The sequence below is a fragment of the Pristimantibacillus sp. Z349TD_6 genome (assembly GCF_056173205.1).
Genome location: NZ_CM149662.1, coordinates 7,709,589 through 7,732,212, shown reverse-complemented (window position 1 = coordinate 7,732,212; position 22,624 = coordinate 7,709,589). Strand labels below are relative to the sequence as shown.

The window sequence follows — 22,624 nt, the reverse complement described above, 5'->3', positions numbered from 1 at the left end:
CACGCCCACATTATCCGAGGAAGCGTTCCAGCTCAAGTTAATTTGACTGCTTGATGCGACGGAGGCTCCCAAACTAGTTGGTGCTGTCGGTGAGGAGCTTTGGGCGTAACGCCTAAGAAGTATCGGGCTGAAGTATTTGGTGAGGGGCAGCTTTAAGAAAATTTGCAAGAATTTAATAAAAATAAAAAGAAAATAATGTAACATTATGTTATTGTGGGAAATATATCAAAAATAAAATTAAAAGGAGGGGGAAGTGCTATGAAAAAATTAGAAATTATAAAAATAGGGCCGAAGAGTGCTTTTAAAGCGACATTATATTTTGCTATTATTCCATTATCTATTATGGTTGCTTTAGGCTTTTTAGTCGCAATTATTGGACTCGCTATTGGCAAGCCAGGCTTACTGGCAGCAGGAATTCCTTATATTATTATGCCCGTTATACTTATTTTTGTTTACGGCTTGATTGGGATGTTAAGTGCCTTTATCTATAGTAAGCTAGCGACAAAGTTTGGCGGTCTTGAAGTAACGGTTGTAGAAAAGGATAAGCTTATAGGATAATCCGTCATGAAAGACCGATCTCAGCTTCGTGTAGAACGCTGGGATCGGTCTTTCATTTTAAAAGTACGGTTGGTTATGCACGGACAGCGCACTTCTTCCAATGTCATATTATTTTCCTTGTTTCTCGTGATATAATAGCCAGTTTTTACGTGTTAATCCACCGCCGTAGCCGCCTAAATCACCATTTGAGTTGATGACTCGATGGCAAGGAATCATAATCGCGAGCTGATTTGCGCCATTGGCCTGAGCGACAGCACGATAGGCGGATGGTTTACCGAGTGCGGCGGCGATGTCTGAATAGGAACGTGTTTCGCCCGGCGGAATTTTCATTAATTGCTCCCATACGCTCTTTTGAAAAGGTGATCCAAGCAACGAGACAGGGGTTTTGAATTCGGTCAGTTTTCCATCAAAATAACGGGTCAATTCACTTTCAATCGATTGGATCGGTTCCGTGACACCTGGAATGATGGCGGATTTTGTCCGTTGACGAAGCCTTTCTACTTCGCGCTCTAGCCCTCGCCGATCAACAAATTCAAGAAGATAAAGTGCACTCTCATCCCCAATCGCAATCATCGGCCCAAGCCTTGTATCGATCCAAGAAGCTTTCAGAACCTTACTATTCTCTACTAATGTAGGCGCGGCCCCCATAATTCGCGAGAAAGCATCTCTGAAACCGCTGCTGGATTCATAACCAGCAGATAGCTGAGTATCAATGATCGTTTGACCCGATCTAATGTTCTTCAAGGCAAGTCCCATGCGGCGGGCGCGAGCATATTCAACAAACGTCATGCCAAATCGCTTCTTGAACTGACGGCGCGCCGTTGATTCATCAACCGAAAGGTTTTTGAAATCTTGTTCCTTCCATCGTTTTTCAGGATTTTCCTCAACGGCAGCAACAAGCTGGCGAACAACCTCCGATACATGGTTTGGGTGGGAAAGCGGACGGCATCTTTGGCATGGCCGATAGGAGGCAAGCAGCGCTTGTTGTGCCGTCTCATAAAATTCGCAGTTTTCAAATTTAGGCTTTCGTGCCGGGCAAGTTGGACGACAGAACACGCCAGTCGTTTTGACGCCTACATAAAATACGCCTTCATACTCCGTTCTTTTCTCTAATAATGCCCTGTAGTATTCTTCGTTACGCTCTGCAGGTACCATGTATGCACGCCCTAATCTTAGATTATGCTCTTATTATAGAGCCTTCAGAAATATAACGTAGCCGAAAATCAGGCATTTATTTTTTTGATTCGCATGTACTCAGATGAAGTTCGTAATCTGATTACCAGAATGCAATCCAACAACGGATGACGCTTATCTTGGCTTTGACACGGCTTTACAGTCCTTCATGTTGATTGCGCAGTAAGAGAAAAGCCAAGAAATATGCTAGTTATAACCCAGCATTTTCTTGGCTTTTGAGTATGAATAAATTGTCGAGCATGAATCCACTTCAATAGCGGCAGGATGGTGCTATTGCTTAAATAAAAGCTCTTTACCATCCGAAAGATACGTATAATAGTGATCTTTTGAAGCTTCTTCAATATGCTCGAATGCCCAGTGAGCAGAAGTCGCATCCGGCCAAGATGGTGTTGTCACGCCTGTAAGCGGTCCTCTTCCTAGCAAACGGTTCATAATGGTAACTGCTTGCGCACGTGTTACATATTCCTTCAGACCGAACGAGCCATCTTCAAAACCGATCATAACCCCCGCTTTGTTTACAGCGGCAATAGCTGCTGCAGCCCAATGCTGATCAGATACGTCCTCAAATGTGTTCGTGAATGGACCGTTAAGATCAGCATTTAACCATTTGGCCGCAATCATTGCCATTTCGGCTCTCGTTATGCGGTCATTTGGCCGGAAGTTGCCCTGCTTATCGCCAATCATTAATCCAATATCTTGTAGCTGCTCGATGTTAGCTGCGGCCCAGAAGCCTTTTGCAACATCCGGGTAGAGCTTTTGGTATTCATAAACATTAGGTAAATTTTTGTTGCGTGCTAGTAAAGCCGACATCTCCGCTCTCGTGATCGTGTTATTCGGGCGGAATGTGCCATCAGGGAAGCCTTTAATATAAGCATTATGATGGCCAGGGTTTGCAATGTTCAGGTCAGTGAAAGACTTCAAAGTGCCTGTGAAGCCGCTGCCCGGCTTATAAGATACGGTTGCTCCATAACCAACGGGAATAGGATTCTTCAGCTGAATAATAACTTGATTGCCATCCATTCTAACGTCTTTTATTTCCACTGCCTGGCCACTAATTTTTACTATAAAGCCTGATGTGTCCGCCTTACCGCTGCCATCAACTAGATCAAGAACAATGGTTCCCGCTTTTGGATCGATGGTGGTCTTCTTTACTTGCTCCGTCACAGGCTGAGCGGGTATGACGGTGCTTTCACCTGTCGACCGTTCTGTTAACTGAATAACGGAGAAAATGCTAAACTTGTCAATTTCAATCTCTAGCCCAATTGGAGTGTCACCGCTGTACACAATGGCAGGTTTCATTACTACTTTTTCTCCATCGCTATGCTCTACAAAGATTCGCAGCGAATCTATAAAGCTGTCGTAGTTGCTTGCAGGCACGGTGATTCCGTTCTTTGCAAATGGTAAGAACAGTGTTGTTGTGTAATCGCGATAGTTTGTTTCAATTTCCAACGAGGAGCCGATCACTGCAACATTTCGGCTTCCAGCTGCTGCTCTGACAACTGTCTCATTCACAATGCTGGTATTTAATTCCGATTGATGACCAGCATCTTTTACTGGAATTAAGCGGAAAAACAAGTCAAGATAACGATCTGCCATTTGGTCAATAACGTTTGCAGCAATGGATATAGTTGCATATTCTGTACGTATATCCAACGTATTTTGGTTTGTGTTTAACAGTCTTATAGATTGTCCAGGAATTTCGACAGCAATCTCACCTGGCTCGTCTCCTGCAACCTCATCAACAAGTACAGTTGATACTCCGTTTTTTGTTCTAAGATCATTAATAAACCTTGCTGCTGCTGCCGGATCAAAAATGGCTTTGTCAATTTTTACTCCGTTTGACAACATAACACGATTAATGCCAACCGGCTCACTCACCTCGTTGTCTGAGCCGCCAACAACAGGGACTTGTCGATAATTCTCGATTGTTGTCTTTGTTAGGTTCTCGGCTTTGACAATTAACAGGAATGTGCGGGTTTTCGTTACACCATTTTTAGAAACGGAAGCGGTGAGTATAACACTCTCATCCTTTGCATGACGATGAACAAGTGTCTTAATTGATCCATTCTCAGGCAATGAAATTTCAATTGCACTTGGCTTGTTGGAAGCCCAATCGATCATCGTTTCATTTGCCCCTGTTGTTACAATGAGTACAGGAAGCGTAACACTCTCCCATGTATCGTTTGCTTGGTAACCGATCTGCAGAGCCCTCAGTGCATCATCAATTGCTTCGTCTGTCGTGAATTCGACCGTTATAAGCAAGGGCTTGCTTTCATATCTGTCTTTTTCCGTTAATGTCACTTGAATTTTGGTTCCAGGCTCAAGGTCAAGTCCTTCGATGACCACGGTTCCCGTCTCTTCTCCGGCATTTACCGCGCGTTTCAACTCTGTACCATTCTCGTCGTATACAATAATGGTCGCCCCAGCAGGCACCTCTACTACCTTAACGCTGCCAGTCGATACACTTGCTTTAACCATTGAACTTTCTGGTGAGGCACTATCTATTTTTGCTGTGCTAGAAGTGGATGGGCTTTCCAGCTTTCCAACTTCTGCAATTGCAACCTTAACCAAGTCTCCCTCCCCAAGTACATGCGGGGCTTCAATGTTAACTACAACGGTAGCTATGGACGTATCCGTGTTTGTAACTGTACCAATAACATCGCCGTTCTTGTCATATACGTTGATAGTTGCACCTGGTGGTACGTCTTTAACGGTTACTGCGTTTTTCGTTGCGTTTGTTTCCACATTGTTGCTCTCAAGCGGAGCGCTTTCCGTTTTTGCTTCGCTCGATATCGGTTTACTTTCAAGATGACCGTCTTCTGTGATCGTAACTTTTACAATATCGCCTTCAGCAAGCGCGTTTGTAGATTCAATAGTAACGACAACGGCTGTTTTTGATGTGCCTGTATTTGTAGCCTTACCGATAACATCACCATTCTCGTCGTATACTAGAATGGTTGCACCCGGCGGTACATCCTTGACGGTTACGGTATTGTTTGTTGCGTTCGTTTTAACGTTATTTGTGTCAAGCACGCTGTCCAGCTTCGCTTCGCTAGACACTGGCTCGCTTTCGAGCTTGCCTGTCTCTGTAACTGTAACTTTAATGTTGTCTCCTGCCACAAGCGTATGCGGTTCTTTAATTTCAACTACGATATCTGCTTCCGTGCCAGTGTTAGTAGCTGTTCCAATAACCTCGCCGTTCTTGTCATAAACGTTGATGGTTGTACCTGGCGGTACGTCTTTAATCGTTACCGTATTGTTCGTTGCGTTTGTTGTGATTTTTTTCTCGTCCAACGGGTCGCTCTCCAGCTTCGCTATGCTTGTTACTCGTTCGCTTTCTGGCTTGCCGTCTTCTTCTGTAATTGTAACCTCAATGATGTCACCTTCTTGAAGCTTGGTTGGCGGATCAATAGTGACTACCACTTCTGTTTCTTCATCGCCGTTGTTAGTCGCTGTACCGATGAGCTCGTCATCGTCACCATACACTTTAACAGTCGAGCCCGGTGGGACGTCTTTAACGGTTACTGTGTTTTTGGGTACATTCGTAGTGATATTCTCTTTTTCAGGCGCACTGCTCCGTAAAATAGGAGATACTGCTGTTACGTTGCTGGCTACTTCACCACTTTTTGCATATGAAATATCAATCTGGCTGGCGCCAGCTAGTATATCCTTGCCTTCGTCGGTCAATGTCAAGTGGGCCGTTCCGTTCGTTGCAATTGACGAGGTTGCAATGACTTCATGATTGTCGTCATATAGGGTTACGGCTACTCCATTCGGAACGCCAGTAATCATAACATTACCTTTAGCCGTATAGGACAATACGATGTTATCTGCTACAGGCGCCTCAGTCATAATCGCTGAGCTGCTCGCAGAAGTGCCTCCGTTACGGGTGACTACGGTAATATTGTTAGTACCGGCCTGCAGATGACTCGAATCATCAAAGGTATAAACAAGCACGCCCTCACTATTTGTACTGTACTCGCCATCTACTAATTGATTGTTAACATAAATATCAACCTGTTCATTAGGCAAGTTATCACTTTTGCTAATGCCGTTGACCTTGATATCAATACCCGTCTGTGTTCCAACACCTGTGGATAATACTTTATTGATTGTAACTGCACTTGGTCCTTGTTTGTAATTTCCGTCGGGTTTTAGTCCTCCGTCAACGTAGGAGTTTTTGAAATACCATGCCAGAATATCATGATGGGAGTTGGCTCCCCCTGTACTCGCGCCAAAGCCTACATATACCTCTTTGTTCATAAGGGATGTGCCGACATTACGAGTCAGTGATCTGTTATTCGCATTCGTTCGATTATTACTTAAACCATAGGTAGTGGTAAGATTGCCGTTCTCGTCATAATCAACCCAAACATGAACGTAAGCATTGCTTGCGCCGTAATCGTACAAACGGAAATTAGCGCCTTGCAAATTATCAATAACATCGCCGCTGCCCTGTTGATGATGGTTGTTGCCATTCATTACAATAGCGACATGATCGGCAGTAGGGCCGTTTGGATTCGTTACCGGATGATATTGATTTAAGCGATTAAAAGGGGTGTTGGGGTCATTGTATTGAATTCCCTTATGAGGTCCGATGTTTTTCCACGTATCGAACTCTACTCCTACGGAGTTTGGAATACCGGCATAACCTACGCCTTCGCCTACACCGCCTAGAACAGGAGTCGGATTATCCTGAATAATAAAAGTTAGACCATCAGCGGGTCCCGGAAAGTTTAAATTATTTAACGAAGTGCTCCCATTCAAATGCATGACAAAATAAGTGCTAAAACCGCCGTCAAGCTTAATCTTATTTGTTCGAACGACAATTCCGCTCGAATCATTCGTTACCGGCACTACTCTTAATCTTCCGTCTGCTGTTGTTGCGTTGTTATTTCGGCCCGGGTTAACCGGGAAGCTCAACACTCTGGTCGCATCATTAGATACAACTGCAGTAGGACCAGTATGAGTAAACTTTTGCCAACCCACATAGATTGGAAGCGAGTCAGGCTCGGAATCCGCCAGCACAGGCGTTATTGGTGCAGCCGCAAATACCAAAATAAAGGAAGTAACAACTAATAAAATCCTTCTAAAAAATGAATCTTTGTGTAGATGATCAACATGCATGATTTTTCCTCCTGGTTGTTGTCAACAATTTGTAAAAAAATATGCTAATTAGAACTTTCCTAATTGTACCATTCGATTCTGGACAAACTCTAAACATCCCTTGATATGTTGATCAGCACTTGTAAATCATGAATAAAATTTACTTTATTGCCTCACTATATTATTTTCGAGAAAAAAATGATGAAAAACCTATGTGTAAGCGATTGCAGCTGGGAAGTGTTCGTTATTTAGGGGCAAAATAAGTTGATTTATTAAAGGATAAAGATGTACAATAGTTGGGTGATTGATAAAGAAGTATCGGGTATTCAGAATGTTAATGGTCCTGACTATGCATTAGTGATAATTGTCACAATATAATCAGGCATTTACATGATTAAAAATAGTTAGTTAAACTCTAAGGAGGATTTTAATATGGCATTGGTATCGATGAAAGAAATGTTGAACAAAGCGTTAAAAGAAGGCTATGCAGTTGGTCAATACAACATCAACAACTTGGAGTGGACACAAGCCATTCTAGGCGCTGCTCAAGAAGAGCAATCCCCGGTTATCCTTGGCGTTTCTGAAGGCGCAGCTCGTTACATGGGAGGTTTCACAGTTGTAACTGCAATCGTGAAATCACTAATTGAAGAAATGAAAATTACAGTTCCTGTTGCGATCCACTTGGATCACGGTTCCAGCTTTGAAAAATGTAAAGCTGCGATCGATGCTGGATTTACATCCGTTATGATCGATGCTTCACACTCACCATTTGAAGAAAACGTAAAAACGACTCAAGAGGTTGTTGCATACGCGCACGAGCGCGGCGTTTCTGTTGAAGCTGAGCTAGGTACAGTTGGCGGACAAGAAGACGATGTAATAGCTGAAGGCGTTATTTATGCAGATCCTAAGGAGTGCTTCGAGCTAGTACAACGTACTGGTATTGACTGCCTTGCTCCTGCACTTGGTTCCGTTCACGGTCCTTACAAAGGTGAACCAAACCTAGGCTTCAAAGAAATGGAAGAAATTTGCCAAACAATCAAATTGCCACTAGTATTGCATGGCGGCACAGGTATCCCAACTGAGCACATCAAAAGATCAATTTCGCTAGGAACAGCGAAAATCAACGTAAATACAGAAAACCAAATCACATTCACAAAAATCGTTCGTGAAGTGTTGAGCGCAGATTCCGAAGCTTTCGATCCGCGTAAATTCCTTGCTCCAGGTCGCGAAGGAATCAAACAAACAGTTATGGGCAAAATGCGTGAGTTTGGTTCATCCAACAAAGCGTAAGATCATTTTCGAATATACAAAAAAGAGCTGTCTTTCAAACGCCGCTGGCGGGAGAAGGGCAGCTCTTTTTTTGTTATCGGATTTGCGGCAAACGCAAGGCTGCTCACGTTCCCGCCAAGCTAAGCGCCAGCAAATAAAAAGGATTTCAATTAGAAACGAGGAATATAATGTAAAAATAAACATGCTTAAACAGAATGGAGAATGGCCTATCGAGCTCCCTCACTATGAGCAATATAAAAGGATTTTTGCGCAGACAGCGAAGCCTTTTGCTTATGTAAATCTTGATTTATTGGATGCGAATAGCAGAGCCATTGCGGCTGCGGCGGGTGACAAAAAAATTCGAGTCGCAAGTAAATCGATAAGGTCTGTGGAGGTTCTTCGACGTATTCTTCATTCAGACAAAGTGTATCAAGGTGTCATGTGTTATACGGCAAGAGAGGCGGCTTTTCTGCTGAAGCATGGCTTTGATGATTTGCTGCTTGGTTATCCCGCTTGGGAGCCGCGCGAAATTTCAATTCTGTTAGAAGCTGCAGCTAGTGGCCGTACGGTCGTGTTTATGGTTGATTCCATTCAGCATGTGGAGCATATCGAGCGGCTTGCAGCGGCCACTGGCGTACAGGCAGCCGTTTGTCTGGATATTGATATGTCTGCAAACTATCCAGGACTGCATTTTGGCATATGGAGATCTCCGGTAACCACATGGCCACTGGCTAAGCCGATTGCCGAGAGGATTATGCAATCCAAATGGGTAAGGCTGGACGGTGTAATGGGGTACGAGGCGCAAATTGCTGGGGTAGGGGACCAGGTCTCGGGACAGTGGTTAAAAAATTTATTCATCCGTCAGCTGAAGCGGCGTTCAATTCGAGAAGTAGCTGAAAGGCGTGAGGAAGTGCTGCAAGGTATTCACGCGTTAGGCGCGGAACTGCGCTTTGTAAACGCTGGAGGCACTGGGAGTATAAGCAGCTCTAAACTGGAGCAGGGAGTAACGGAAATCACCGTAGGCTCCGGTTTTTATTGTCCTACGCTGTTCGATCATTATGCTGATTTTCAGTATTTTCCTGCTGCCGGATATGCGGTGGAAATCGTGCGGAAGCCTAGATTAGATATGGTAACCTGCTTGGGCGGGGGTTACACCGCTTCAGGTGCTGTTAGCGCGGAAAAAGCGCCGCAGCCGCATTTGCCGGAAGGCTTAACGTTGATTTCGTTAGAAGGCGCCGGTGAGGTGCAGACGCCGCTTCGTTGTCCGAGCGGTTTGGCTCTCGAGTTAGGAGATCCAATCTTTTTCCGGCATGCGAAGGCTGGGGAATTATGCGAACGGTTTCCAAAGCTGTATGCGATAACTGGGGAAGGCATCGTTGACGAGTACTTAACCTACCGCGGAGAAGGGGAATGTTTCCTATGACAGCGAATCGGAATAGCTGGACAAATTGGTCGGGGTCAGTCACTGCCGCTCCTGAGCTTATTCGGCATCCGAAGACGATAGATGAAGTAGTGGCAATCGTTCGTCATGAGTGTTTGAAGAAAGGCAAATATTTGCGCGTTGTAGGGTCAGCGCACTCTTTTACGGCGGTTGCTGCTTCTGATCAGGTGCTTGTATCGCTTGACGAGCTGCAAGGAGTGGTGAGCGTAAATGCTGACGAGCAGACGGCTGTCGTCTGGGCAGGAACGAAGCTGAAGCGGTTAGGCGAGCTGTTGCATGAGGAAGGACTGGCGCAGGAAAATCTAGGCGATATAGATGTTCAGTCGATTGCAGGTGCGATTAGTACAGGAACTCACGGATCAGGGCTGCGCTTAGGAAGTATAGCTACACAGGTGATTGGCATAACGGTCGTAAATGGCTTAGGAGAAGTGATGGAATATACGCTGCAGTCACATCCGGCTGTATTTCGAGCATTACAGGTTTCATTAGGCACATTAGGCATTATCGTTCAGATAAAGCTCCGTTTAAGGAGCTCTTATGTACTTTCCTATGAGAGCAAACGTATGGCTTTGACGGACTGCTTGACGCAATTGCCGAATCTTGTAGGGGATAACCGGCATTTTGAGTTTTTTTGGTTTCCATATGCGGAGACTTGTCAGGTCAAACTGATGAATGAGACGGATGCGCCCATACCTACGAACAAATGGATTGAATATGTAAATGAAAAGCTAATTGAAAACACATTGTTTGGCTTACTATCAGGGCTTTGTAAGATGATCCCCACTGCAAGTGCTGCCATAAGCAGGTTAAGTGCATCAAGTGTACCCGTTGCGACGAAAGCGAACTATAGCCACCGCATATTTGCGACAGAAAGAACCGTCCGTTTTTATGAAATGGAATACAGCTTGCCGAAAGAAGCCATGACGTCGGTCATTCGTGAAATGCGAGAAGCAATGGAACGTGAGCGATTCTATGTTCATTTCCCTATTGAGTGCCGATATGTGGCGGCTGATGAAATCTGGCTTAGTCCTGCGTATGGCCGCGATTCTGCCTATATAGCAGTCCATATGTATAAAGGCATGCCGTACAAACGTTATTTTGAAGTGATGGAGCAAATCTTTCTTCGGTATGAAGGCAGACCCCACTGGGGTAAAATGCATACGCTCAAAGCTGCCAATTTAATAAAGCGCTATCCGATGTGGCAGGAATTTGCCGAAATAAGAAAGCAAATGGACCCACATGATTTGTTCATGAGTCCTTATTTGCGGGAGTTGTTTACGACTCAAAATTAGCTTTTACATCCGCTAGATCATGTTTAAGCCGGGTAATAAAGCTCTTTGAGATCGGAGTGGAGTGATGTCCTTCAGGCTGAATAAGGCCTAAATAAACAGCACCTTGGCCTGTTAAATCGAGCTCCAAAATGACCGATTGATCCCGAATAATGGACAAATCACTCACAAAAGAGTAATCAAGGCCGATGGTTACGGCATGATGATTTAGGAGTGCCCTGCCAATCGAATTCGGGTTGTTTGTCGTAAACAAAATATCCACCGCGCCATATTTGGCTTGAAAGTCATCCATAAACCATTTCACATAATCATCATTATACAAGACGATCGTTTGCTGCATAATTTCCTCTGGCGTAATCGTTTTGTTAAGCGCCAATGGAGACTGTGTGCTTACTGCAGCAACCATCTTTACACTCATCAAGCGTTCAATGGACAGTCCGATATTTTCAACAAGGCGATTCTCAAACAATATAATAAAACCCAAGTCAGCTCGATTATGCAGAATGTCGTCGATAATTTCCTGAGAGCCCTTCTCGAAAATTTCCATTCGTATTTTCGGATAATCCTTTTTAAAATCCATGACGGCATTCTCAATCAGAAAAGCGTGGCCGGGAATGGTGGCGAATCGCAAATGGCCTTGTACAGAATTAGAATAGCCCTGTGTGGTCTCGACTAGCTCTTTGTACTTGTTAAGAACTTCATACACCTTTTTTATAATGACAATACCTTCAGCTGTTGGTACTGCTCCTGACCGAGATCGTTTTAGAATGACAACCCCCCATTCTGATTCTAGGCTTGAAATCGCCTGGCTAATAGCCGATACGGTCACATGAAGATTTTGAGCGGCAGTCGAGATCGACCCTGTTTTTACAACTTCAACAAGATACTCCAGCTTTTCGATATTCATGAATGACCTATCTCCCTTGTTTTAGTTTTTCTTAAGTATAATTCAATTTGTTTAAATTTATCTTAACTTATAACAGTGATAAGATGAAATCAAGGTACAGCTACTCGTACTTATAAAGTAAGAGTGAAATTGGCGGATTATGGACAACGTAATCGAGACCGTTTTTGGGCTCGAATCATAAGAAGGAGTGTTGATAACATGAGATTCCAAGATAAAGTTGTTATTGTTACTGGCGGTGCAAGCGGTATTGGCGAAGTAACCGTCCGATTATTTGCCGAAGAAGGGGCGAAAGTGGTCATTGCGGATTTTTCTGATCATGGGCAGGGCGTTTCCGATCAGTTGAATACAGAAGGCTTTGATACCTTGTTTGTAAAAACGGACGTGTCCAACGAGGACGACGTCATTCATATGGTATCCCAGACAGTGAGCAAATATGGCAAGCTGGATGTTCTGTTTGCAAACGCAGGTATAGCTAAGGACGGGCCTGCTGATCTATTAAGCTTAGATGCCTGGAATAGAACCATTGATATCAATCTAACAGGTGTATTTCTCTGTGATAAATATGCAATCAAGCAAATGATTGAACAAGGCACAGGCGGTTCCATCGTAAATTGCGGCTCCATCCATAGCCACGTTGGCAAAGCAAATGTTACCGCTTATGCTTCTGCGAAAGGCGGTGTTAAGCTTTTGACACAGTCGCTGAGTGCGGACTATGCAACTAAAGGCATTCGAGTCAATGCAATATGCCCAGGATACATTGATACACCGCTCATCGCAGGACGGAATGAAGCAATTACGCAGCATCTTATCGATTTGCATCCGATGAAACGCCTTGGCAAACCTGAAGAAGTCGGTAAAGCCGTGTTGTTCCTTGCCAGCGATGATGCTTCTTTTATAACAGGTGCCAGCTTGCTTGTTGATGGCGGCTACACAGCGGTATAATTCGCATTTCGATAACTAGGATCTCGTAAGGAAGACAAATCCGAAAGGAAGGATCAACGATGAGATTACAAGGCAAAATTGCTGTTATTACAGGCGCAGGTACAGGTATAGGAAAAACAACAGCAGTTCGGTTTGCTAAAGAGGGAGCCAAAGTTGTCGTAACGGATATCAATCTTGAAAATGTTAAAAAAACAGCAGACGAGATTCAACAGTCCGGCGGTGAAGCGCTAGCTTTACACCATGATGTTAGTCATGAGGATAGCTGGACTCAGGTCGTTGACGCATCTTTATCCGCATATGGACAAATTGATATTTTATTTAATAATGCAGGAATCTATTTCATCAAGCCTCTCGCAGAAACGACATTGGACGAGTTTAATCGCATGATGAGCATCAATGTCACCAGCGTGTTTCTTGGGATGAAGCATGTTATGCCGCTTATGGCGAAGAAAGGCGGCGGGTCGGTCATCAATGCCTCCTCCGTTGCAGGTCTAAAAGGGGCTGCAGGTCATATTGCATATGGTGCCAGCAAGGGCGCTGTACGAATTATGACCAAGGATGCTGCCGTTGAGTACGCTCCGGCTAATGTCCGCGTCAATTCGATTCATCCGGCCTACATCAATACGGCGATGGGAGCCTACGCTGTTAACACAGCTAAGATACCTGAGTCTGAATTGGCTGAAATTGTGGCGCCATTAGGACGTTTTGGTACGGTAGAGGAAGTCGCGAATTTAGTTGTTTTCCTGGCATCCGATGAATCATCCTTCTCAACAGGCGCAGAATTCATTCTCGATGGCGGGGCTACTGCGAGATAAATAAAAAAAGTAAGGGCACCCAAGCGCGGGTGCCCTTACTTTTTGTCTCGCCTTAAATAGAGAAAGGAATTATTTTAATCAACTAGCGTGTTGAAAGAACGTCTGAGTTAAATTGGATACTATAATGTTTTCGCCATCACTTCACTTTGAATATGACCACCTAAGTAAAGGTGGATGACTCTCCAGGTTCAGCGGAAACCCCATTCTTCAGCGTTGGAGGAGCAGAGGCATCTGTCGGAAAGCGCGTCACGGCAGAACATGTTGTAATAAGTCGTTATAAACAGTTGAGCGTCAGAGGATAACCTATGGTGAAACATAGGTTATCTTCTGACGCTCTTTTTATTGCCGTACCGCCACCTGAATGACACATTGATCCTTTATAGTATATAAACTGCCATCAATAATAAAGGAAAGATAGGAGAAATAAACATGTATGAAATTCATAATGTATCCAGATTATTTGGCCAGGAATATGCACTTAAAAATATATCTCTGGAAATCAAGGGTGGGCTTAACTTTATCGTAGGTGCATCAGGAAGCGGGAAAACAACCCTTCTCAAAATATTAGCTGGTTTGGACCAGGATTTTAAAGGGGAGGCTTATTACAAAAAGCAAAGTTTAAAAACGCTGAGCCAAAAGGATAAGAGTGAGTATCACAATAAAAAAATCGGGATCGTATGGCAGGAGTTTAACTTGATCGACGATTTATCGGTATTGGATAACATTAAAATGCCTCTTTACTTAAACGATACCATTTCCGGTGAACGAATAACTCAGCTCATGAAGCAGCTTAAAATTAATGAGCTCGCAAAGCAGAAGGTTAGAAATCTATCTGGCGGTCAAAAGCAGCGGGTGGCTATAGCAAGAGAGCTTATGAAAAATCCGGAGGTCCTTATTGCGGATGAGCCTACAGCTGCGCTTGACCCGAAATCAGCCAGTGTAATTATTAATATATTGAAGCAAATCGCCAAAACGCGTACAGTCATTATCGTCACGCATGATAGCTCGATGCTTGACGATAACAGCAGTGTTTTTGAGTTTGATAAAGGCGAGCTTGTGTCGGAAACCAAAGTTGAACAAGCTAAGCCAAAACCATCTCCAATGACAGCAAAACCTGTATTATCTGTGCAACGGACCATGTCAATCTCAATGACCAATATAAAGAGTAAAATAAGCAGATACGCGGTGTTGGTTATTGCCATATTGGTATCGACAAGCTTTCTATTCATGAATACATCAGGCCGTATACAGAACACGAGTCAAAACAGCTTTGATGAATTGTACGCTGCGATTGGCGAGGGCCTTTTTGATATTGAAATTGCGTCTAAATTTATAAGCGCAGGCAGTTCAAGTGAATCTGATCAAGAGCAAAAGCCGAATGTCGATGTGGATCAGGACATTGCAGGCCTTTATGAAAAATACTTAAATGATGAACGTGTGAAGCACGTGGTATTTGCTCAGGCAGTGAATAATATTACGGTAGTCTTAGATGGCAAGGAGCACAAGATTGAGGGCTCAAACAATGTTCCTGTATTCAAAAAGCTAATAGCTGGTAAAATGCCCTCGGGTGATCATAATGAAGTGGTTGTCTCAAACAGCTTGGCAGATGTTTTAGGCGTTTCCAATAATGATCTCATCGGCAAAACGATTGACCTCCGCGGGACGTTATTTAATTGGGATTCCGGAGAACCAGTTGAAATGCCAGTTGGTACAACTATCAAAATTGTTGGTGTAGCGGATACAACAGCTGTGGTAGAGATTAATGGTGAGATTAAGGAGTTTCCAGTAAACGACTCATTCTTTTTCAGTAAATCATCAGTTATGGAAATGCGTGAACAGGCGAACATGAAATCCAAAACGTCTAATTTCTCGATGAGAGCAAATAGCGCTGAAGACATGATTTCATTGAAAGACGAGCTGCTGGCGATGGGAATTGTGCCGAATGGCAGATTTGAACTGGTCGAAGATATGGTTCGATTAAATGCTCAGGCGAAAGAACAATCAGGCTCAGCTGTCATTGTCATTAGCATTCTGTCTCTAATCGTTTCGCTTGCCATTTCGTTCATGACTGCAGCTATGCGTAAAAGAGAATATGCGATTTTCAAAATAAACGGATATAGGAATAGCGATCTAACAAAAATTACGTTCGTGGAATACTTGTTTGTTAGCTTAGCGGTATTTGTGTTATTTGTGTTGGCCTCTCCACTCATCAACATGGCTATGAATTCAATTACTGGCTCGCCGGGTGTTTTGGAAGCCAAATCATATGCTATAGAAGCGGGTCTGATTATCCTCATTGCTTTGTTTTGCAGCTTGATAACAACGATGGTGATTGGGACTGTAAATACATTCAAATCGTTGAAGTCAGGTGACAGATCATGATTATTTTAGAAGAGGTAACAAAAAAATATGGTGACCAAACTATTTTAAACCATATAGGCTATACGTTTCGGGATACAGGGATTACCTGTATTCTTGGCGCATCAGGCAGTGGGAAAAGTACATTATTGAACCTGCTCGCAGGGTTTGATATGAATTACAAAGGAAACATTACGGTATGCGATGAGAAAATTACAGAAATGACTCCAGCAGAGCTTTGCCAATTCCGACAAAACCATATCGGGTTTATTTTTCAAAGTTACAATTTAATAAGCGGTTATACTGTTATGGAAAATATTTTACTCGCAGCTGAGTTGAATGGGAAATCAGCGCAAGAAAACCGTGATAAGGTATTTGCATTAATCAAAGAGTTGGGCATCGAAACGAAGGCAGAAGAAAAAGTGGAAAACCTATCAGGGGGGCAAAAGCAACGCGTTGCGATTGCGAGAGTGCTCGTGAATGATCCGCAAATATTATTCGCAGATGAGCCAACTGGAGCACTTGATCGTGAGTTAGCTAATCAAATCATGGATATCTTGAAGGAAGTGGCAAGGGATCGGCTGGTCGTTGTCATTACCCATGACAAAAAGATATGTTCGTGGGCTGATGAAGTTTTGTCTATCCAAAATGGGAAGATACAGGTTGTTTCATCTCAAGCAATATCAGCAGAACAAACGATAGTCCAAAAGCGAATCAAAGCAAAGCATACGAGTAACCGTGCCAAGGTTTCCATTTGGAAGCGTGCTGTTAAAAATTTTAGAGTGCGACTATTTCGTTATATGGCAGTTAGCTTGGTTATTGCAATAGGAATTGCGCTGTTTGTTGTATCACTATCATCCAGCAACATCATGAGTCAGTCTATTACTGATTTTAAAGACAAAAACACCGCGTTCAATAACGGATATATTGCGTTAAATGAGAAACAAGATCCATTTAAACTATTAATCCAGGATCAAAGAATTGAAAATGTCTATTATCAATACGTGCTCAAGGACATAGCACTTACCCTAAGTGCAGGGAGCGTTAGCTTTAAAGAGAAAATACCCATGCCAAGAGCCACTGAAAATATGTCATATGGCATCATGCCGAGATATGGGGAGAACGAGATTTCAATTACGCCAAGTGTAGGGAGAAAACTTACCGATAATATCCGTGAGCTCATAGGTCAAAAAATAACGCTAAAATATAACGGAGACAGTTTCCCTCTCACAATCAGCGGTATCTATAACGCAGGTTATGATGACTTTTTCATCAGCTCCGATGTGGAGCAATCACTGTATGGGCATGAGAGAGGAGAGAGGCCATTCTCAGTTTCTTATGATGTGACAAGCTTTTCGGATATTGTGCCGGTAACAGAGGATTTGGAAAAACAAAACATAACGACCAAAACGGCTGTGGAGCAAGTCGCTGCTCTGGAGAAAACCTTTAACAGCGTAAAAAAGCTTTTTCTTGCTGTGTCCATTCTTATTTTATCCATCGCACTTTTTATTAGCATTGTACTGCTTGCTAAACAAACAAATGCTAGATACCGTGAGATCGGAATTTTAGCAGCTCTCGGCTACAACAAAGGATGGATCAGAGGGATATTAGCTGCTGAAAACATCCTTTTAGCTAGTACATCAACGATTCTCAGTATCGGGATGTTCTTCGTCATCAGTTATGTATATAGTCTTTTGCTAGGGGGCGGAATGATCATACAAGCCCTGCAAATTGCGATTACTGTCATTTCAACATTTATCATTATTCTTTTAATGAGTACGATTGTTAGTCGGAAACTAATTGCTGCTGAGCCGGCGGATGCTCTTCGGAAATAAAGGATTACGAAGTAATACTTAGTGATGTTAAAAGGCAATATCGTGTCGCAAACGAAAACAGTCTATACTCCTGAATGATAGGGGTTTAGACTGTTTTTTTATATTTTCAGCTAATTGGCCTTAGTTAATTATGTTCTAGAAGAGGAAGGGTTAAATAAAATGTTACACCATCCTCTTCATTAAACACGCCGTATTCACTTTCATGTCGCTGTAAAATCGCTTTTACGATGGACAAGCCGATGCCGGTTCCTCCAAGCTCACGGCTGCCTGAGTGGTCGGCTCTATAGAAAGTGTCCCAAATATAAGGCAGATCCTCTTCGGGAATAGGCGTGCCCTCATTTTTAAGCGCTACCCGTACGGATGACTGTTCGGTCTTTATATGTATTTCAAGACGTCCTTGAACGGGGGTATGGCGTATAGCGTTGCCAAGCAGGTTGATCAGCACTTGCTCCAGCCGCTGCCGATCTGATCGCACCCATAGTTCTTCGGCATCTAGCACAATCAGCTGAGGACGGATGGATTTCTCATGCAAGAGTGGAGCTATTTTCGTTAGTACCGATTGGACTGTTTCATAAAGCGGGACTGTTGACCAATGCAGTGCAAATCGGCCGCTCTCTAGTTGGGATAGATCCAGCAAATCGGCGACCAGACGGGACATCCGCTCCGATTCCTCGATAATCACGGCCGTATATTTATCGCGTTTCAGCCCGTTCGCTACATTGTCTTGGAGCGCTTCTGCATATCCTTGGATTAGACTGACCGGAGTTTTTAATTCATGTGATACGCTAGCTACGAATTGCCTGCGCATGCGTTCTAGCTGCTTTTCTTTCTCAATATCATCAAGCAATTTCAAGTTTGCTTCCTGCAATTCAGCCATCGTTTGCTGCAGATTACGGGCAAGGCTATTCATCGTTCCCGCGAGCTGGCCGATTTCATCCTTCCGGTTCATACGTACGAATGCAGTGAAATCGAGCTTGGCCAGACGCTTTGCTACTTTGTTCAGCTGCATCAGCGGCAATGTAATGGTGCGTGAAAGGAAATAAGCAAAAAGTAAAATAGGGATGGCAGCAAGCGCGTAAAAATACATATAAAATCGGCTCATGACTTGAACAGCATCGCCGACAGGCTGGAGTGTTGCCAGCGCAATCAAATACGCATCTCCACCTTTATGGTTCACGGTGTTCGGCAGCTTCACTGCGGCAAGTAGCATGTTTTCGTTATCAGCATTAAAGGATGATATTTTCGTCACGCTCACATGTCCTGTTTGGGATAGTGTGCTGAATCGGTCGTTATTTTGCAGCCAAATGCTCATGGCGTCTGACAGCCGATTACTGTAGGGATTAACATAAGTTGCAGGTACGTGGGATTGGCTTCTAATGTTCTTATCATCCAGCGGAGGCTGGACGTAAGGCTCGGGATCGAGTTGAATCGATATATCGTAATCATGATTAAGGATGATGGAAGGCGTCACAGGTATAGCAGGAATGGCTTTGTAGCCCCCAGCATATACGTCGATTTTATTTCCTTGCTTGTACAACGTGGCTGTTACACCGTAAAAGCGTTGTTCGAAGCTGACGACCTCTTCTGGCTTGACGTTTAGATCGTAAACACCGGATGCATACTTATGATAAATGCTCTCCATCTGCTGAGATAGCTCATTCGACTTCTGCTCGATATAAAAAGTTCCAAAAAATTTAGTCTGGAGCACCATCCATAAGATGATAAATAACATCAAAGCGACCAAGGTCACCCAAAATATTTTGAAATCCAATCGCTCTCTCTTCATAAATACCTCATGTTTTGTTTTGAAATTTATAACCATTGTTGCGCACGGTTTGGATGTAATCAGACTTGTCTCCTAGTTTTTTGCGTAGACGTTTAATTTGCGTATCGACTGTGCGGGCATCGCCGAAATAATCGATCCCCCATAAGCGATCAAGAAGAGTATCTCTTGTTAATACGATATTTGGATGCTGGTAGAAGAACAGCAGCAGTTCATATTCCTTTGGAGACAATTCGATAAGCTTGCCGTACAGATAAACTTCATGGGCTTGCTCATTAATTTCCAAATCTTGATGCTTCTTCAGCTCTGGGGCCCCATCATGAACATGCCATCGGCTTAATAAGGCTTTAATTTTCGCAATCAATACTTTGGGGCTAAATGGCTTAGTTACATAATCGTCTGCACCCAATTCGTAGCCATATAACTTATCTTCTTCCTCCGACCTAGCCGTTAGCATAATTATTATAGTCTGGGAGTGACTGCGAAGCTGCTTGCATACTTCAAAACCATCTATCCCTGGCATCATAATATCAAGCACAACGAGATCAGGCGGCGTATGGCGAGCATGCTCTAACGCTTCATAGCCATTTGCTGCTTGTATGATGCGGTAGCCCTCTTCTTCCAAATAATCTGCAACAAGCTCCCGCATGCGAGGCTCATCCTCAACGATGAGTATTAAGGGCTGTTTCACCATGTTGGATCCAATCTCCTCTTTAGCCCTTGTCATTCCACTGTCATAGGGGCATTATGATTCTTATGGTTTGGAGCTCACTAATTACCACCATTATGGAGGAAATGATCCTGTAAACGCAATGCTGCTCTATATACCGGCTCATTCGCCCCTAATTTGCATTGCTAATGGTTTTCATTTGTCGTTTTATGATAGTATATAGACCTATACGCTAAGAAGGAAGTGAACCATTATGATCAACATAACGATTCCGGCGCCGGACGTAACCATAACCAAGCAGGTTAATCCACAGCTGAGCAATATTTATGGCTTTACTGATTTTCACCTGATTACAAGGGAGCATGGCGGTTTCTTTATGTTTTACAACGATAAGGACGAGCTGTTGTTTGTCGGCAAGGCCCGGAAGCTAAGACCCCGTATCAAAAAACATTTTGAGGATTCCGTATCCGTCATGAAAAATCATCGCAATGAGGTTACTAAAATAGAAGTTTATGTTAATGAGGATTCGGTTGATCGCGAGATTTACGAAACATACCTTATAAACAAATTTAGAGCGAAATACAATGTAGAAAAAGTGTTCTTTAAATAAATAGATCGACAAACACAAAGCAATGAGCGCAGTCATTAGGACGAGGCTTATTGTTTTTTTGTTTAGGGTGAGATGGCGGCTTGTTGACATCGAAAAGTAAACCTGTTATATTTATCTTAAATTAAAGATAATTAAATTAAAGATTGTTTTAGAAGATGATTTGTATTCATGAACCACGGGAAAGCTAAAATTGAATGGAGGAATATATAATGAATCAATTAAAAGGTATCCATCACGTTACGGCAATTACAAGCAGCGCAGAGCGCAACTACGATTTTTTTACAAACGTGTTAGGCATGCGATTAGTGAAAAAAACGGTGAACCAAGACGATATTCAAACGTATCACTTGTTTTTTGCAGATGATAAAGGCAACGCAGGAACTGACATGACATTTTTCGATTTTCCACATATTCCGAAGGGCGTGCATGGAACGAACGAAATTTCAAAAACGTCATTCCGAATTCCGAATGATGCGGCTTTGCATTACTGGGTAGAGCGATTCAACCGTCTAGATGTGAAGCATACCGGTATTCAAGAGATGTTTGGCAAGAAGTCACTTTCGTTCGTTGACTTTGATGACCAACAGTATCAATTGATTTCGGATGAAAATAATAAAGGGGTAGCTTCAGGGGTGCCTTGGGAAAAAGGACCAATCCCGTTAGAGCACGCGATTACGGGTCTAGGACCAATCTTCATTCGCATTTCTAATTTCGAGAACTTCAAAACGATGCTGGAGAAAGTGCTGTTGTTCAAAGAAATTGACCAAGACGGCTCATTCCATCTATTTGAGGTTGGTGAAGGCGGAAACGGAGCTCAAGTTATTGTGGAATACAATGCTGTGCTTCCACAAGCGCATCAAGGCTTCGGCACCGTTCACCACGTGGCATTCCGTGTTGAAGACCGCGGCGTATTGAATGAATGGATCGAGCGCCTAGAGAGCTTCCGATTGCCGTCTTCCGGCTATGTAAACCGTCACTTTTTCGAATCGTTGTACGCTAGAGTGGCTCCGCAAATTTTATTCGAATTTGCAACGGATGGTCCAGGATTTATGGGTGATGAGCCATATGAAACGCTTGGTGAAAAATTATCGTTGCCTCCTTTCCTAGAGCCTAAGCGTGAAGAAATCGAAAAATTAGTCCGTCCAATCGATACGGTTCGCAGTACGAAGGCGTTTATTAAAGAATAAAGCTTTAGAAAAAGACAGAGGCAGTGGAATGATTGGACAATATCCCCTATACTTGTAAGGCAACTTCAAGGAGAACTTGAATGTATAATAAGGAATGGGGGACATGAACTTATGTCTAGTTTGCCAAATTGCCCGGAATGTAATTCTGAATACACGTATGAGGATGGCAGTCTGCTAATCTGTCCAGAATGCAGTCATGAGTGGAGCTTACAATCAGAATCCGATAACAATGAAGATAAAAGGATAATTAAAGATGCGAATGGAAATGTGCTGAACGATGGCGATTCTGTAACGGTCATTAAAGACCTTAAAGTTAAAGGCAGCTCGCTCGTTATCAAAATAGGCACAAAAGTAAAAAACATCCGCTTAATTGAAGGCGATCATGACATTGATTGTAAAATTGATAGCTTTGGCGCTATGAAATTGAAGTCGGAATTTGTGAAGAAGATTTAGTATTTGTTTTTAATTCAAGTATAGATGAGGCCCGATTAGCTCTTTAGAGCTTATTGGGTCTTTTTATTGATGTTTAGAAGAAAATAATTTTCATAAATTAAATAATGGTGAAATTAATTTACAAAATGAGGGTATTATGATATGTTGATTTTGCCTAGATGGCAGGAGTAGTCAAGGAGTAAATAAAAACAGTGGTGGAGTGGAGTC

The 22,624-nt window shown here is 43.1% G+C and carries 16 protein-coding genes; 11 read left to right on the top strand and 5 right to left on the bottom strand.

What is annotated here, in order from left to right:
- The first annotated feature begins 258 nt into the window (after window positions 1-258).
- On the top strand, window positions 259-558 hold the full coding sequence (locus tag AC0VYE_RS33505; RefSeq protein ID WP_339205687.1) for a hypothetical protein: 300 nt from the start codon (window positions 259-261) through the stop codon (window positions 556-558).
- Between the two features lie 108 nt (window positions 559-666).
- On the opposite strand, the gene AC0VYE_RS33500 is transcribed toward AC0VYE_RS33505, so the two are convergent.
- Together AC0VYE_RS33500 and AC0VYE_RS33495 are read right to left on the bottom strand one after the other, a co-directional pair.
- Window positions 667-1,713, bottom strand: a complete 1,047-nt coding sequence (locus AC0VYE_RS33500) for a bifunctional transcriptional activator/DNA repair enzyme AdaA (protein WP_475445162.1) — start codon at window positions 1,711-1,713, stop codon at window positions 667-669.
- A gap of 309 nt (window positions 1,714-2,022) precedes the next feature.
- Complete coding sequence (locus AC0VYE_RS33495) at window positions 2,023-6,879, bottom strand: S-layer homology domain-containing protein (protein WP_475445160.1); 4,857 nt, start codon at window positions 6,877-6,879, stop codon at window positions 2,023-2,025.
- 411 nt (window positions 6,880-7,290) lie between these two features.
- On the opposite strand from AC0VYE_RS33495, the gene AC0VYE_RS33490 reads away from it, so the two are divergent.
- From AC0VYE_RS33490 to AC0VYE_RS33480, 3 genes are all read left to right on the top strand, one after another.
- On the top strand, window positions 7,291-8,148 hold the full coding sequence (locus AC0VYE_RS33490) for a class II fructose-bisphosphate aldolase (RefSeq protein ID WP_054025684.1): 858 nt from the start codon (window positions 7,291-7,293) through the stop codon (window positions 8,146-8,148).
- Window positions 8,149-8,218: 70 nt separating this feature from the next.
- Window positions 8,219-9,550 carry an amino acid deaminase/aldolase gene (locus AC0VYE_RS33485; protein ID WP_475445158.1) on the top strand — a complete coding sequence of 444 codons (1,332 nt, stop codon included), beginning with the start codon at window positions 8,219-8,221 and terminating at the stop codon, window positions 9,548-9,550.
- Window positions 9,538-10,860 (top strand): D-arabinono-1,4-lactone oxidase, encoded by a 1,323-nt coding sequence (locus tag AC0VYE_RS33480; RefSeq protein WP_475445156.1) that lies wholly within the window; start codon window positions 9,538-9,540, stop codon window positions 10,858-10,860. Before AC0VYE_RS33485 ends, AC0VYE_RS33480 begins: the two co-directional genes overlap by 13 nt.
- On the opposite strand, the gene AC0VYE_RS33475 is transcribed toward AC0VYE_RS33480, so the two are convergent.
- Entirely contained in the window at window positions 10,844-11,764 is a 921-nt protein-coding gene (locus tag AC0VYE_RS33475) for a LysR family transcriptional regulator (protein ID WP_475445155.1), read from the bottom strand. The two genes, AC0VYE_RS33480 and AC0VYE_RS33475, sit on opposite strands and share 17 nt — an antisense overlap.
- A 198-nt stretch (window positions 11,765-11,962) precedes the next feature.
- On the opposite strand from AC0VYE_RS33475, the gene AC0VYE_RS33470 reads away from it, so the two are divergent.
- The 4 genes from AC0VYE_RS33470 to AC0VYE_RS33455 all read left to right on the top strand — a co-directional run bounded on the left by AC0VYE_RS33470 (window position 11,963) and on the right by AC0VYE_RS33455 (window position 17,714).
- Window positions 11,963-12,706: an SDR family NAD(P)-dependent oxidoreductase gene (locus AC0VYE_RS33470; protein WP_076266473.1), complete on the top strand. Its 744-nt coding sequence runs from the start codon at window positions 11,963-11,965 to the stop codon at window positions 12,704-12,706.
- A gap of 59 nt (window positions 12,707-12,765) precedes the next feature.
- The gene (locus AC0VYE_RS33465; protein ID WP_475445152.1) at window positions 12,766-13,521 is read left to right on the top strand and encodes an SDR family NAD(P)-dependent oxidoreductase; all 756 of its coding nucleotides are present in this window, start codon (window positions 12,766-12,768) and stop codon (window positions 13,519-13,521) included.
- Between the two features lie 429 nt (window positions 13,522-13,950).
- Window positions 13,951-15,903 carry an ABC transporter ATP-binding protein/permease gene (locus AC0VYE_RS33460; protein WP_475445150.1) on the top strand — a complete coding sequence of 651 codons (1,953 nt, stop codon included), beginning with the start codon at window positions 13,951-13,953 and terminating at the stop codon, window positions 15,901-15,903.
- The gene (locus AC0VYE_RS33455) at window positions 15,900-17,714 is read left to right on the top strand and encodes an ABC transporter ATP-binding protein/permease (protein WP_475445148.1); all 1,815 of its coding nucleotides are present in this window, start codon (window positions 15,900-15,902) and stop codon (window positions 17,712-17,714) included. Before AC0VYE_RS33460 ends, AC0VYE_RS33455 begins: the two co-directional genes overlap by 4 nt.
- Window positions 17,715-17,838: 124 nt before the next feature.
- Here the strand turns inward: AC0VYE_RS33455 and AC0VYE_RS33450 are convergent, their stop codons facing one another.
- Together AC0VYE_RS33450 and AC0VYE_RS33445 are read right to left on the bottom strand one after the other, a co-directional pair.
- Window positions 17,839-19,500: a sensor histidine kinase gene (locus tag AC0VYE_RS33450; protein WP_475445146.1), complete on the bottom strand. Its 1,662-nt coding sequence runs from the start codon at window positions 19,498-19,500 to the stop codon at window positions 17,839-17,841.
- A 7-nt stretch (window positions 19,501-19,507) separates the two neighbouring features.
- On the bottom strand, window positions 19,508-20,191 hold the full coding sequence (locus AC0VYE_RS33445) for a response regulator transcription factor (RefSeq protein ID WP_475445144.1): 684 nt from the start codon (window positions 20,189-20,191) through the stop codon (window positions 19,508-19,510).
- A gap of 229 nt (window positions 20,192-20,420) precedes the next feature.
- Here AC0VYE_RS33445 and AC0VYE_RS33440 point away from each other — a divergent pair, with 229 nt between their 5' ends.
- From AC0VYE_RS33440 to AC0VYE_RS33430, 3 genes are all read left to right on the top strand, one after another.
- Entirely contained in the window at window positions 20,421-20,777 is a 357-nt protein-coding gene (locus tag AC0VYE_RS33440; protein WP_076266468.1) for a nucleotide excision repair endonuclease, read from the top strand.
- Window positions 20,778-20,986: 209 nt separating this feature from the next.
- Window positions 20,987-21,964: a ring-cleaving dioxygenase gene (locus AC0VYE_RS33435; RefSeq protein ID WP_076266467.1), complete on the top strand. Its 978-nt coding sequence runs from the start codon at window positions 20,987-20,989 to the stop codon at window positions 21,962-21,964.
- A gap of 111 nt (window positions 21,965-22,075) precedes the next feature.
- Window positions 22,076-22,417: a zinc ribbon domain-containing protein YjdM gene (locus tag AC0VYE_RS33430; RefSeq protein WP_475445141.1), complete on the top strand. Its 342-nt coding sequence runs from the start codon at window positions 22,076-22,078 to the stop codon at window positions 22,415-22,417.
- The last annotated feature ends 207 nt before the right edge of the window (window positions 22,418-22,624 follow it).

Excerpts from the sequence above, each read along its gene's own strand:
- AC0VYE_RS33430 (WP_475445141.1), top strand. The coding sequence starts at position 22,076 with ATGTCTAGTTTGCCAAATTGCCCGGAATGTAATTCTGAATACACGTAT.
- AC0VYE_RS33500 (WP_475445162.1), bottom strand. The coding sequence starts at position 1,713 with ATGGTACCTGCAGAGCGTAACGAAGAATACTACAGGGCATTATTAGAG.
- AC0VYE_RS33445 (WP_475445144.1), bottom strand. The coding sequence starts at position 20,191 with ATGGTGAAACAGCCCTTAATACTCATCGTTGAGGATGAGCCTCGCATG.
- AC0VYE_RS33480 (WP_475445156.1), top strand. The coding sequence starts at position 9,538 with ATGTTTCCTATGACAGCGAATCGGAATAGCTGGACAAATTGGTCGGGG.
- AC0VYE_RS33475 (WP_475445155.1), bottom strand. The coding sequence starts at position 11,764 with ATGAATATCGAAAAGCTGGAGTATCTTGTTGAAGTTGTAAAAACAGGG.
- AC0VYE_RS33490 (WP_054025684.1), top strand. The coding sequence starts at position 7,291 with ATGGCATTGGTATCGATGAAAGAAATGTTGAACAAAGCGTTAAAAGAA.
- AC0VYE_RS33470 (WP_076266473.1), top strand. The coding sequence starts at position 11,963 with ATGAGATTCCAAGATAAAGTTGTTATTGTTACTGGCGGTGCAAGCGGT.
- AC0VYE_RS33460 (WP_475445150.1), top strand. The coding sequence starts at position 13,951 with ATGTATGAAATTCATAATGTATCCAGATTATTTGGCCAGGAATATGCA.
- AC0VYE_RS33450 (WP_475445146.1), bottom strand. The coding sequence starts at position 19,500 with ATGAAGAGAGAGCGATTGGATTTCAAAATATTTTGGGTGACCTTGGTC.
- AC0VYE_RS33465 (WP_475445152.1), top strand. The coding sequence starts at position 12,766 with ATGAGATTACAAGGCAAAATTGCTGTTATTACAGGCGCAGGTACAGGT.
- AC0VYE_RS33505 (WP_339205687.1), top strand. The coding sequence starts at position 259 with ATGAAAAAATTAGAAATTATAAAAATAGGGCCGAAGAGTGCTTTTAAA.
- AC0VYE_RS33435 (WP_076266467.1), top strand. The coding sequence starts at position 20,987 with ATGAATCAATTAAAAGGTATCCATCACGTTACGGCAATTACAAGCAGC.
- AC0VYE_RS33495 (WP_475445160.1), bottom strand. The coding sequence starts at position 6,879 with ATGCATGTTGATCATCTACACAAAGATTCATTTTTTAGAAGGATTTTA.
- AC0VYE_RS33455 (WP_475445148.1), top strand. The coding sequence starts at position 15,900 with ATGATTATTTTAGAAGAGGTAACAAAAAAATATGGTGACCAAACTATT.
- AC0VYE_RS33440 (WP_076266468.1), top strand. The coding sequence starts at position 20,421 with ATGATCAACATAACGATTCCGGCGCCGGACGTAACCATAACCAAGCAG.